General features: G+C 39.2%; 12 protein-coding genes and 1 pseudogene. 9 read left to right on the forward strand and 4 right to left on the reverse strand.

Annotated elements, in window-relative coordinates; genetic code table 11:
• Window positions 1-22 precede the first annotated feature (22 nt).
• The 3 genes and pseudogenes from PDT38_RS00785 to PDT38_RS00795 all read right to left on the reverse strand — a co-directional run bounded on the left by PDT38_RS00785 (window position 23) and on the right by PDT38_RS00795 (window position 1,794).
• Window positions 23-218 (reverse strand): annotated as a pseudogene (locus PDT38_RS00785) (helix-turn-helix transcriptional regulator).
• The gene (locus PDT38_RS00790; RefSeq protein WP_270798287.1) at window positions 219-521 is read right to left on the reverse strand and encodes a hypothetical protein; all 303 of its coding nucleotides are present in this window, start codon (window positions 519-521) and stop codon (window positions 219-221) included.
• Between the two features lie 247 nt (window positions 522-768).
• Window positions 769-1,794, reverse strand: a complete 1,026-nt coding sequence (locus tag PDT38_RS00795) for a glycosyltransferase family 2 protein (RefSeq protein WP_270798288.1) — start codon at window positions 1,792-1,794, stop codon at window positions 769-771.
• A gap of 842 nt (window positions 1,795-2,636) precedes the next feature.
• Here PDT38_RS00795 and PDT38_RS00800 point away from each other — a divergent pair.
• The 4 genes from PDT38_RS00800 to PDT38_RS00815 all read left to right on the forward strand — a co-directional run bounded on the left by PDT38_RS00800 (window position 2,637) and on the right by PDT38_RS00815 (window position 4,977).
• Entirely contained in the window at window positions 2,637-2,903 is a 267-nt protein-coding gene (locus tag PDT38_RS00800; protein WP_270798289.1) for a hypothetical protein, read from the forward strand.
• 188 nt (window positions 2,904-3,091) lie between these two features.
• A complete protein-coding gene (locus PDT38_RS00805) occupies window positions 3,092-3,523 on the forward strand; it encodes a hypothetical protein (protein ID WP_270798291.1) in 432 nt (143 codons plus the stop codon).
• 422 nt (window positions 3,524-3,945) lie between these two features.
• Window positions 3,946-4,146 (forward strand): hypothetical protein, encoded by a 201-nt coding sequence (locus PDT38_RS00810; protein ID WP_270798292.1) that lies wholly within the window; start codon window positions 3,946-3,948, stop codon window positions 4,144-4,146.
• A gap of 108 nt (window positions 4,147-4,254) precedes the next feature.
• Window positions 4,255-4,977, forward strand: coding sequence for a glycerophosphodiester phosphodiesterase (locus PDT38_RS00815; protein ID WP_270798293.1), 723 nt, complete (start codon window positions 4,255-4,257; stop codon window positions 4,975-4,977).
• Window positions 4,978-5,004: 27 nt separating this feature from the next.
• Here the strand turns inward: PDT38_RS00815 and PDT38_RS00820 are convergent, their stop codons facing one another.
• Window positions 5,005-5,253: a DUF2627 domain-containing protein gene (locus PDT38_RS00820; RefSeq protein ID WP_172296089.1), complete on the reverse strand. Its 249-nt coding sequence runs from the start codon at window positions 5,251-5,253 to the stop codon at window positions 5,005-5,007.
• Window positions 5,254-5,407: 154 nt separating this feature from the next.
• Between PDT38_RS00820 and PDT38_RS00825 the strand changes: the two genes are divergently transcribed.
• The 5 genes from PDT38_RS00825 to lpdA all read left to right on the forward strand — a co-directional run bounded on the left by PDT38_RS00825 (window position 5,408) and on the right by lpdA (window position 12,165).
• On the forward strand, window positions 5,408-7,477 hold the full coding sequence (locus PDT38_RS00825; RefSeq protein ID WP_270798295.1) for a sigma-54 interaction domain-containing protein: 2,070 nt from the start codon (window positions 5,408-5,410) through the stop codon (window positions 7,475-7,477).
• A gap of 131 nt (window positions 7,478-7,608) precedes the next feature.
• A complete protein-coding gene (yqiS, locus tag PDT38_RS00830) occupies window positions 7,609-8,520 on the forward strand; it encodes a phosphate butyryltransferase (RefSeq protein ID WP_270798297.1) in 912 nt (303 codons plus the stop codon).
• Window positions 8,521-8,522: 2 nt separating this feature from the next.
• Window positions 8,523-9,617, forward strand: coding sequence for a branched-chain amino acid dehydrogenase (bcd, locus tag PDT38_RS00835; RefSeq protein ID WP_270798298.1), 1,095 nt, complete (start codon window positions 8,523-8,525; stop codon window positions 9,615-9,617).
• A 30-nt stretch (window positions 9,618-9,647) separates the two neighbouring features.
• Complete coding sequence (buk, locus tag PDT38_RS00840) at window positions 9,648-10,760, forward strand: butyrate kinase (RefSeq protein WP_270798299.1); 1,113 nt, start codon at window positions 9,648-9,650, stop codon at window positions 10,758-10,760.
• Window positions 10,744-12,165: a dihydrolipoyl dehydrogenase gene (lpdA, locus tag PDT38_RS00845; RefSeq protein ID WP_270798301.1), complete on the forward strand. Its 1,422-nt coding sequence runs from the start codon at window positions 10,744-10,746 to the stop codon at window positions 12,163-12,165. The genes buk and lpdA overlap by 17 nt, the downstream gene beginning before the upstream one ends.
• Window positions 12,166-12,177: the final 12 nt, after the last annotated feature.

Consider the following 12,177-nt stretch of genomic DNA (forward strand, 5'->3'; position numbering starts at 1 on the left):
TCGAAGATATGAGGTCTTTTTATCACTTTCTAATAGAACTACTGATGAAAAGCTTATCAACTGTGGTATCCAAAACAGAGGCTATGTCAAACGCTAATTGTAAAGTAGGGTCGTATTTATCATTTTCGATTGCATTTATTGTTTGTCTGGATAAGTATAGCCAATTCTTGCTGGGATAATTTAGCTGATTTTCTTAATTTTCTAATGTGATTTTTCATTTAATCACCATATTTTTTCCTGTAAATGAGTAATGTTACCAGATATATAATTGAAATCACCGTCAGAAACATTATCGGCGAAATACTATAGCTATTATAAGAAGTATGCCCCTGAATCGTTAAATAAATAGACTGCGCAACTTCTAACATCAGCGTACCGAAAACTACCATAAATACATATGATTGAGCTTTCTTGTTGATAAACTTCCTTCTTTCATCACCTTTTTGAGAAAATGTTGCAATAAAAATAGAAATTCCGCAAACTAACAATATGACTGAATACACAATTTTTACCCAATCCATTTTTCTGTGCCCTCCTTAATAAAATTGTAACTAAAAACAACGATCTTTTAAAACAGCCTAAAAAATAAGATAATGATATAAAAAACACCTACACCTAATTGGCGTAGCTGTTTTAATCGATTTTATTTTCATCATTCTCATCAAAACATACTGGATTAGTTCCAGAAGCTTTTGGTTGAAAGTGATGGACGACTAAAACCAGTTGTAATCTGAGAAAACGAAATGAATGAAAAAAAGACGTCGCGAATTAGCGGCGACTCATGGATAATATTTTTCCAACTAGGAATAAAAACGGAACTGCTTTCCGTCGTATCAGCGTCAAATATAATTTTCGTGACCAGTTTTCCTCGTTGTCTAGTGCAAGCTTTGCTGCTTTCACTACACTTGGATGCTCGACAATTTCTGAAATCAACGCTAATTTTTTACGTATATTCTTATCACAGCCTGGTTTGAATTCGTTTTGTATACAGCCGTTGACCGCGATATAGCATTTCCTTCGCGCCAGATCCACTGCGACCCTTTGATCATATAAATTCCATCGTTTTGCATATGTCTCCAACGTATTACTATTAATATATGAATCGAATAAATCTGGATTATATTTGCGCATGAGACTCGTTTCGTTAATCTGTCGGTAATGATAAAATGGCTTATTGATATAATAAGCGATTCTACAATGCGTGAACGCTTCCATATTAAATACCCAGTCCTCTCCTAGATACTTACCGTCTGGAAACTTGATATCATACGCTTCGAGCAGGCTTTTGCGATACATTTTCCATACGCCGCCGTAGAAGCCATTATATAAAAAATCTTTCAGTATCTTTGCTCTTATTTCGTCTTGATCAATCAGCTTATTCGCTGTTGTCGTATAACTTTGCGTGTGGTTTTTTGTTTCGTCTAAAAACTCCCATCGTATGTCTGTAAAGACGATATCTGCGTTGTGAACGAGCGCTGCTTCACACATTTCAGCGTAAGTTTCCGGATCAACCCAATCGTCTGAGTCGAGAAATGCTACAAATTCCCCTTTCGCCTGCTTAATCGCGTTATTACGCGCGGTTCCCGGCCCTTGATTTGATTGATATATCGGTACAATCCGACTATCGGCGGCCGTGAAATCTTTTATGATATTGTGGGTGGAGTCAGTTGAGCCATCATCAACTATTAACACTTCGATACTGTTAAGTGTTTGCTTCACCACACTATTTAAACAGTCGCACAAATACTTTTCTCCGTTATACACTGGTATAATAATACTGACTATCGGCTTCATTTGGTCAACAGCTCCTATTCAATTCGGCATTCTGTAACTTGTCTAGATAGGATAATTATACCAACGGGCGGCGGGATTTCAACTAAAATAGCATGAATAAAATCGAACACTTCATCATTTGCGTTCGCTTGAGTGTCTGAGTATGTTTTGCCACTACATTTCAATGATTAAACAAAGGAAAAGAGGCTTGGTGCTAAGAGGTTTTTGAGAGATACTTTACGCATTAGATATCCTAGAACAGGAGCGGGCATTTATTTTGAAAATTTCGACTCAGATTTAGCTTCAGTCCATATGAAACTGTCATATCGCTGAAGTTCATGCATGCACAGGTACTTTTACGAAATGGAAATTTCCAAAAAAAAAAGAGTTGGTTTATCGAATTCACCTTCGCATCTCAGTTAATTTTAGAAGATAGACTAAGTATTGTACAAAAAAACAGGAAGGTTCTACACAGATCTATATATAGGCTTTTAGCAGATTAGCTAGAGGATATGAAAAAGACTTTTTACGAACCTTGATAAATCAATACCACAGAAAATTTAAACATTGTATGAACTCATTTGTTTTGGGTTGTTCATGGTAAAGAATAGGAATATCATGTAATTGTGTAGTGATAGACAGCTACACTCTGAAATTCATATCATTTCAGCTGAGTTGTCTGTTTTGACTGTGATTCACCATGTTGTTGCTTTATATGAGTGAAAGGTGGTGAGTGATGTCTATAACCGCTTAGTGAACGTAGAATGATTGTCCATTAGTTCCTTTGAGAAAGAGTCAACCCTAGCTTAGAACACTTTTCCAAAGCATATGTCGTTTAATATTTCAGGAAAGGGTGTTTTATCATGACAAAAAACGATTTATACTCTTCAGCCTTGGACATCGCTTTTTCCGATTCAGAATTTTTATCTGTACTTCAAAAAAAGATGCTGCATAAATATCTTTTTAAGGGGTATACGTTTTCTCAAGAAGAAAATCATCCAGATAAAGGAACAATTTATTTTGGGGTCGATTGCCCTCCAGAAATACGTTGTTTAATTAATCCGAGTTTTGAAGTAGTGATTGATTTCAGTTCCAAGCGTGTTGTAGAAATTCGCGGTGGGAATACATGATTTACATGAATGAACAGCTTGCTTGTCGATAAAGTCGTGTAAAACGGCCATCGACAAGCTTTTTTGATCTAATCTGAGCGTAAACCAGCCTGAATCAAACTAGTGTGTCAACCATTTAACTGACGTATTTTTGGGTATGTTTTCTTTTATTCAATAGTATTATGAAATGGAAAAGAGGAGGGATCATGATGAAAAAAATATTGATTTGTATATTGTTAACACTTTTATTATCGTTAAATGTGAATGTAAAGTACACGATGGCGAAAATGAAAAAAGATAAGACAAAAGTGAATTTTACAATGACTGAGAATCATACGCATTTTTTTATAAAAAACCACAACAATCCATATTATCCAACTTGGCTCTATTATCGTTTTACAATCTCAAATGTGAAAGGGTGCACAATTCATTTTCAATTACAGAGAATTACACTAACTGGAGACTATATAACGATAAGTCAGAAAAAGTATACTGGACATTCTTTTGATCTCAGTGTCGCTGACCAAGTACCGGGAACAAAACTAAGAAATCATTATTTACATATTACTAAAGTATCTGGCTGTGGAGATCTAGGAATTAAAGGTGTTTACGGTTCTCAATCTGAGGAACCAGATGGGTAATTTGAATTGTTCGGTAAACTATAAGCGAGTGACGTCGATAATCGAAAAAGATGAGAAAAACATTCCTCTTTTTACATCTATTGATTTTGGTAAAGGATTTTTCTTTGGAAATATTGCACTCTTGCATTCCTCCTGTATTGATCAGCACAAAAAAGTGTGTTTATGAAGACCTCCCATTTTAATGTCAGTCAATTATCATCACTATTGAAATTAACTCATGAGCTAGTAGCAAAATAGGAATACCTACAACAAAATAAAGGAAATTCTTTGGCATAACCATGTCATCATAATAAAGAAAAAGTGTTGCGAAAATAACAAGGCCAGATTTATTGACGAATACATCGACAAAGAAACTGGTGAAACGAAAATGATTAGTAAAAGCGGATATTAATGTTCCTGTTTATAATAAATGGTGGGATGCTTTGGATGACCATGTGATTCATCATTATGATGTACAAGTGATTGATTATGGAGATAAAACCTATAAATCAATTGAAGACCATCCTTGGGGAATGTTTTATTTGCATTATGATATGTCCTTTTACCAAGACTTCTTTAGAAAGTTTTTAACAATTGCTTTAGAGAATGCTTTAAGAGAGAAGGAGCTTTTGCTTGACGTCTAATACGACGTCTTTTTTTGTTTTCTAAAATGACGAACCTAACTGTGGAAAAAATAGCATAAGATCTTCATAATGAGGAGAGGCTAAATATTCTTCCCAGAGGTGAACGACATGACAAAAATTTTTGCACATAGAGGTGCTTCAGGAACTTTTCCTGAAAATACAATGATTGCTTTTAAACATGCTGCAGCAGTAGGAGCTGATGGTATTGAATTGGATGTGCAGATGACAAAGGATGGTCATCTTGTTGTGATCCATGATGAAAAACTTGATCGAACAACATCATTGAAGGGGTTCGTTAAGGACTATACATACGAAGAAATGCAAAGGGGAGACGCGAGTTTTCGCTTTTCTGAAAAGACCGGGTTTGTTACTGTACCAACCCTAGAAGAAGTATTTGCTTGGGCAGAAAAAGAAGATTTTCTCCTTAATGTAGAGTTGAAGAATAGCATTGTTCGCTATCATGGGATGGAAGAAAAAGTGCTGACGCTGATTTCTAAATATGGGCTTCAGGAACGGGTTATCCTTTCTTCCTTTAACCATGAAAGCCTTGTTCACTGTTTTCGGCTCAACTCTGATATCGAGTTAGCTGCATTATATATGGATGTTCTTTATCGGCCTGAGCAATATATTGAGACAATACCCGCTTCAGGGTTTCATCCTTATCTTCGCTCTATGTCAGAAGATACGATTAAAAATGCTCATCGAAAACAAAAAGCGGTTAGACCGTTTACGGTCAATCGTGAGGAAGATATGAAAAAGTTGATTGAAGCGGGGATCGATGGTTTTTTTACTGATTTTCCTGAGAAAGCACTGATGATGAAGAACTCATAAAAAAATGCCGCATGCTGCGGCGTTTTTTTATTGATCGTCCTCATTTTTTCGGAAGCGGGTGCTGACCAGATTTCGTTTCTTGTCCCTGTATAGGATAAAGCCCCCTAAAAGATAAAGCCCGACTCCGAAAAGGATCATCCCTGTAAGACCCTGAATCCATAAAATTTGAAAAGGATTGATTAGAATACCGAAAAAAGTATCTCGCATCAGTTTAATGCCGGCTGCTGCCAAAGCTCCCGGAATGAGCAAAATGAGCAGTGCGATTAGTCTCCCCATATATGAATCCCCTTACAAAACATTTACCTTTATTGTCTGTTTGAAAAAATACTTTGTCAAGAAAGGAAAACATGATAACATAATAGGTGTTGTGCAAATAATTGCAACTGGAATGTTATGGTGTGCAAATTTTTTCAGGGAATGGGGTAAATGAATGTTACAAAAAGTACTGATTATAGGTGCTGGAAAAGGGGGAACGGCTCTCTTAGATCTGCTGATGAAAACCAAAACGATGGATATTGAAGCGGTCATCGATAAAAACTCAAAAGCCCCGGGGTTGTCTATCGCTCAGCAAAACAATATAGAGACAGCGCTAGATTGGCTACCATACATGACGAAGCCGATCGATATTATCATTGAAACGACTGGTGATCCGGAAGTATTGAAACAAATCATCCGTAAAAAACAGAATAGAACGACTGTGGTCCCTGGTTCGCTTGCATATATTATGTCTCAATTGATGAATGAGAAGCAGCTGCTCATTCAAATTTTAAAAGAACAAACATATAAACATGACAGAATTTTTAATTCCATGAATGATGGCATGATCTTTATCAATATCAATGGAGAGATTATGTTGTTTAATAAAATGGCGGAAGTCATGACAGGTACAAAACAACATGAAGCGATTGGTCAGCATATTGAAAAGGTGATTCCCACCACAAAGCTTCCACGGATACTCAACACAAGAGAACCGGAATACCATCAAAAGCAATTTCTTCATCCGAATCGGCAGATTGTGACAACGAGGATTCCGATTATCGATAACGGCGGGACACTATTAGGGGCACTCAGTATTTTTAAAGATATCACTGATGCTGTTGAGCTGGCTGAAGAGGTGACAAATCTCAAAGAAGTCAGAACGATGCTTGAAGCGATTATTCAATCTTCTGATGAAGCAATATCAGTCGTTGACGAGAATGGAATCGGCATGATGATTAATCCGGCATATACGAAGATGACTGGTCTCTCAACAGATCAAGTCATTGGCAAACCGGCAAATACTGACATTTCTGAAGGCGAAAGTATGCATTTAAAAGTGCTAGAAACAAGGCGGCCTGTAAGAGGTGCGAGAATGAAAGTCGGCCCGAATAAAAAAGAAGTGATTGTCAATGTTGCGCCGGTTATTGTTGATGGCATTTTAAAAGGAAGTGTCGGTTTAATTCACGACGTTTCTGAAATTCAGTCGCTGACAAAGGAGTTGGATAGAGCGCGTCAAATTATCCGCACCCTTGAAGCGAAATATACATTTGCTGATATTATCGGCTCAAGCGAACAAATGCTCGTTGCATTAGAACAGGCGAAATTAGGGGCGAAAACCCCTGCGACGATTTTGTTAAGAGGTGAATCGGGGACAGGAAAAGAGTTGTTTGCTCATGCGATACATAACGAAAGTGACCGAAAGTATAATAAGTTTGTCAGAGTAAACTGCGCGGCTATTTCTGAATCCCTACTTGAATCAGAGTTGTTCGGTTATGAAGATGGTGCCTTTTCTGGAGCGAAACGTGGTGGAAAAAAGGGTCTTTTTGAAGAAGCGAATAACGGGAGTATCTTTTTGGATGAAATCGGCGAACTCTCACAAAATACGCAAGCGAAATTGCTTCGCGTTCTTCAAGAAAAAGAAATTGTCAGAGTAGGAGGCACAAAACCGATATCTGTTAATGTAAGAGTGATTGCGGCAACGAATGTCAACATTGAAAAAGCACTTGCTGAAGGCAGATTTCGCGAAGATTTGTATTATCGTATTAATCGTTATCCGATTTCGATTCCGCCACTTAGACAGAGGAAAGAGGATATTAATGCCTTAAGTCATCATTTACTCGCAAAGATCAATCAAGAGTATGGGCGGAATGTAAAAGGGTTGACAAAAAGAGCGATTAAATTATTGGCAATGCGCAAATGGCCGGGGAATGTCAGGGAGCTTGAGAATGTGCTTGAGCGAGCGATGATCTTTTTGAAGCCGCAACTTGAGTGGATCGATCTTGAACATCTACCTGAAATAGATCACCCGAAGAAAAAACTCAAGATTGACCCGCTTTTAACAGAAATCGAAAATGAAAAACTGTCTGATGCTGTTGAGCGATTTGAGGCTCACATGATTCAAGAGGCGCTTGAGAAACATCGATATAACAGAACGAAAACTGCAAAAGCCCTTGGTGTTAGCATTCGCAACCTCTATTATAAAATTGATAAATACAATCTTGCAAAAGATGGCATGCAATAAAATGCAGGACTTTATGCAAAATCATGCAGATTGGTCAACAGATTCTCAGTTTTTTCATCGGTTTATGAATGTGGCACAAAACTTGCGATGTAGTAAATGGGAGCGGATGTTTGCTGAGAAAGGTGGGTACTATGAAACTGACACAACTATTGCACAAAGCAACAGAATTGAAAAATAAAACGGTAGCTGTCGCACATGCAGAAGATGATGAAGTTCTACAGGCTGTCAAACTTGCAATCGAGCAACAATTTGCCCGTTTTTTATTAATCGGAAACAGAGAAAAAATCAGGGAAATCATGTTGGAGATCGATCTTCCCAAACGCCATGTGGACATCATTCATTCGGAGACAGTCGAAGAATCTGCAAATATTGCGGTTCAATCTGTGAGGAATGGTAATGCGGATGTTTTGATGAAAGGGAACCTTCCTACAGCTATCCTGTTGAAAGCTGTCTTGAATAAAGAATATGGTTTGCGTTCTCGTGGTGTTCTATCGCATATAGCGGCATTTGAAGTCAGCGGGTTTGATAGGTTAATCTATGTCACTGATGCCGCAATGAACATTAAACCAAAGCTAGAGGAACAGAAACAAATTTTAGAAAATGCTGTACGTGTTGCAAGAGCAGTCGGGGTTTCGATGCCGAAAGTTGCTTGTCTTGCAGCTGTTGAAACGGTAAACCCAGCTATGGAAGCGACTTTAAATGGAGCTGTTCTCACGCAAATGTACCACAGAGGACAAATTCGAAATTGTATTGTCGATGGTCCTTTGGCTCTAGATAATGCTGTTTCAGAGAGTGCCGCTCGTCATAAAAATATTAACGGCCTTGTAGCAGGTCAAGCTGATATTTTACTTGTTCCTTCAATTGAAGCCGGCAATTTTCTTTATAAATCCTTAATTCATTTTGCAAATGCAAAGGTAGGAGCTGTTCTAGTGGGAGCAAAAGTTCCAATCGCCTTGACGAGCAGGTCTGATTCCGCTGAGAATAAATTGTATTCAATTGCTCTCGCACTATGTACGTCTGAAAGTCAACATGAGGAGGAATAAAAATGGAATTATTTCAGTATATGGAACGATATGACTATGAACAAATGGTATTTTGTCAAGACAAACTTTCTGGTTTAAAAGCGATCATTGTTATCCACGATACAACACTTGGTCCTGCTTTAGGTGGTACAAGAATGTGGACATATGAAAATGAAGATGCAGCTATTGAAGATGCCCTTCGTTTGGCTCGGGGAATGACCTATAAAAATGCGGCGGCAGGATTGAATCTTGGTGGAGGTAAAACCGTCATCATCGGTGATCCACGCAAAGATAAAAATGAGGAAATGTTCCGTGCCTTTGGCCGTTATATTCAAGGTCTAAATGGAAGATACATTACGGCAGAGGATGTTGGCACAACTGTTGAAGATATGGATATCATTCATGATGAAACAGACTTTGTCACTGGTATCTCTCCTGCATTCGGTTCATCAGGAAATCCTTCTCCTGTTACTGCTTACGGTGTATACAAAGGAATGAAAGCAGCCGCAAAAGAGGCTTTTGGTACAGATTCTCTTACTGGAAAAACGGTTGCCGTCCAAGGTGTCGGTAATGTTGCTTATCATCTTTGTAGTCATCTTCACAAAGAAGGTGCAAACTTAATTGTGACAGATATCAACAAAGAAGCGGTTGAGCGAGTTGTTGCCGAATTTGGTGCTAGGGCTGTAGACCCTGATGATATTTATTCGCAAGATTGTGATATATATGCACCATGTGCACTTGGTGCAACAATTAATGATGAAACAATATCCAAGCTGAAGGCCAAAGTAATTGCCGGAGCTGCTAACAATCAACTTAAAGAAACAAGACATGGGGATAAGATTCACGATATGGGGATTGTCTATGCACCAGATTATGTGATTAATGCTGGTGGTGTTATTAATGTAGCAGATGAGCTGTATGGCTATAATGCTGAACGAGCTTTGAAAAAAGTCGAAGGAATCTATGGAAATATAGAGCGTGTTCTTGAAATATCAAAACGTGATGGGATTCCGACATATTTAGCAGCTGATCGCCTTGCTGAAGAGCGGATCGAGCGCATGCGTCAGTCGAGAAGCCAATTTTTACAAAACGGGCATCACATTTTAAGCAGACGTTAAAATGTCCCCCATACTGGAGGTTTTAAATATATGCAGCTACAGGAAAAACGTATTCTCGTCATAAATCCGGGATCAACATCTACAAAGATCGGCGTTTTTCATGATGACCGTTCAATTTTTGAAAAATCTATTCGTCATGACGAGGCAAAGCTCCAACAATTTGCCACGATTATTGATCAATATTCATTTAGGAAACAGGCTGTTTTAGAGACATTGCATGAACAAGGAATTAATATTTCGAAGCTCAATGCCGTCTGTGGTAGAGGAGGCTTGCTTCGCCCTATTGAAGGCGGCACATATAAAGTAAATGATGAAATGGTTGAGGACTTAAAAAACGGCTATGCCGGACAGCATGCTTCAAACCTTGGTGGAATCATTGCTAAAGAAATTGCTGATGGTTTAAATATCCCAGCCTTTATCGTTGACCCTGTTGTTGTTGACGAAATGTCTCCAGTTGCAAAAATTTCCGGCACTCCAAAAATTGAGAGAAGAAGCATTTTCCATGCTCTTAATCAAAAAGCGGTGGCCAGAAAAGTGGCTTTGCAGTTTGGTAAGCGCTATGAGGATATGAAAATGATCATCACCCATATGGGAGGCGGAATTACAATCGGTGTCCATTGCAATGGGCGTGTCATCGATGTCAATAATGGTCTCCACGGCGAAGGTCCGCTCGGTCCTGAGCGTGCCGGTACCATTCCGGCTGGTGACCTGATTGATTTATGTTTTTCAGGCGACTATACGCGTGACGAACTGATGAAAATGCTAATTGGTGGCGGTGGTCTATATGGCTACCTCGGTACAAAAGATGCTGTAAAGGTTGAGAAAATGATTATGGAAGGCGATCAAACGGCAGAGCTTATTTATGAGGCGATGGCTTATCAGATTGCCAAGGAAATCGGGGCTGCCAGTACGGTTTTAAGAGGTGAAGTTGATGTCATCATTCTGACTGGCGGTCTTGCTTACGGCAAAATGTTTATTGCTTCAATTAAAAAATATATTGATTGGATTTCGGATGTCTTTGTGTATCCTGGTGAAAACGAACTTCAAGCCTTGGCAGAGGGGGCTTATCGTGTATTAAACAACGAGGAAGAGGCAAAACAGTATCCGAACCAAAGGAGGGAAACAGATGGCTACCGAGTATGATCTCGTCATTGTTGGAGGAGGAACCGGTGGATATGTGGCGGCGATAAGAGCTTCGCAACTTGGATTAAAAACGGCTATTGTTGAAAAACGAAAGCTTGGTGGCACATGTCTTCATAAAGGTTGTATTCCATCTAAAGCACTTCTGAGGAGCGCTGAAGTTTTCCGGATGACAAAAAAGGCAGCTGAATACGGGGTAAACATCTCTGGAGCTGAGCTGCAATTTTCTCAAGTGCAAAATAGAAAACAAAAGATTGTTGATCAGCTTTATCGTGGTGTTACACAATTAATGAAAAAAGGGAAAATTGATGTTTATGAAGGGATTGGCCGAATTCTCGGACCGTCAATTTTTTCTCCCATTCCAGGAACAGTATCAGTTGAAATGGCAAATGGCGCTGAAAATGAAATGCTAGTTCCGAAGAATGTGATCATTGCTACCGGATCAAGACCGCGGTCACTTTCAGGACTGGTACCTGATGGCGTAAATATTCTTTCCTCTGATGAAGCGCTTGAACTAGAGAGTCTACCGGCATCGATCCTAATCGTTGGTGGTGGTGTCATCGGAATTGAGTGGGCTTCAATGCTTCATGACTTTGGTGTTGAGGTGACAGTGCTTGAATATGCAGACAGAATTTTACCAACCGAAGACCGTGATATTTCTAAAGAAATGCAAGCGCAACTGGTGAAAAGAGGAATTCGGATTGTCACAGGTGTGAAAGTGATGCCTGACAGTCTTGAAAATGGAGAAACGATCAGGATTCAAGCTGAAAAGGACGGAGAAATGGAGATGTTTGCTGCTGAAAAAATCTTAATTTCCGTCGGCAGACAGGCAAATGTAGAAGGGATCGGTTTGGAAAACACCGATATTCAAGTAGAAAATGGGTATATCGTAACCAACAATATGTATCAGACGAAAGAGTCTCATATTTATGCGATTGGAGATGTCATCGGTGGTTTGCAACTAGCTCATGTGGCTTCACATGAAGGCATCACTGCTGTTGAACATATTGCTGGTCAAGAGCCTTTTCCTCTAGATGATACTGTTGTTCCGAAATGTATTTACTCAAGTCCTGAAGCTGCGTCTGTTGGATTAACAGAAGCAGAGGCGAAGGCGGCGGGACGAAATGTGAAAATTGGAAAGTTTCCATTTCAGGCCATCGGAAAAGCGCTTGTGTATGGTGAAACGGCTGGTTTCGTTAAAATTGTTGCTGATCGGGACTCAGATGACGTTTTAGGTATCCATATGATCGGTCCTCATGTGACAGAGTTGATTTCTGAAGCTGGGTTGGCAAAGGTGCTTGATGCAACGCCATGGGAAGTTGGCCAAACGATCCATCCGCACCCAACACTTTCTGAAGCGATCGGAGAAGCGGCGCTTGCCGTTGATGGTAAAGCGATTCATTTTTAAAAGGAGTGGAAA

Source organism: Bacillus changyiensis (assembly GCF_027706145.1).
Lineage (GTDB): Bacteria > Bacillota > Bacilli > Bacillales > Bacillaceae > Bacillus > Bacillus changyiensis.

Coding starts and splice junctions, on each gene's coding strand:
- PDT38_RS00800 (WP_270798289.1), top strand. CDS start 2,637: ATGACAAAAAACGATTTATACTCTTCAGCCTTGGACATCGCTTTTTCC.
- lpdA (WP_270798301.1), top strand. CDS start 10,744: ATGGCTACCGAGTATGATCTCGTCATTGTTGGAGGAGGAACCGGTGGA.
- bcd (WP_270798298.1), top strand. CDS start 8,523: ATGGAATTATTTCAGTATATGGAACGATATGACTATGAACAAATGGTA.
- buk (WP_270798299.1), top strand. CDS start 9,648: ATGCAGCTACAGGAAAAACGTATTCTCGTCATAAATCCGGGATCAACA.
- PDT38_RS00790 (WP_270798287.1), bottom strand. CDS start 521: ATGGATTGGGTAAAAATTGTGTATTCAGTCATATTGTTAGTTTGCGGA.
- yqiS (WP_270798297.1), top strand. CDS start 7,609: ATGAAACTGACACAACTATTGCACAAAGCAACAGAATTGAAAAATAAA.
- PDT38_RS00795 (WP_270798288.1), bottom strand. CDS start 1,794: ATGAAGCCGATAGTCAGTATTATTATACCAGTGTATAACGGAGAAAAG.
- PDT38_RS00820 (WP_172296089.1), bottom strand. CDS start 5,253: ATGGGGAGACTAATCGCACTGCTCATTTTGCTCATTCCGGGAGCTTTG.
- PDT38_RS00815 (WP_270798293.1), top strand. CDS start 4,255: ATGACAAAAATTTTTGCACATAGAGGTGCTTCAGGAACTTTTCCTGAA.
- PDT38_RS00825 (WP_270798295.1), top strand. CDS start 5,408: ATGTTACAAAAAGTACTGATTATAGGTGCTGGAAAAGGGGGAACGGCT.
- PDT38_RS00805 (WP_270798291.1), top strand. CDS start 3,092: ATGAAAAAAATATTGATTTGTATATTGTTAACACTTTTATTATCGTTA.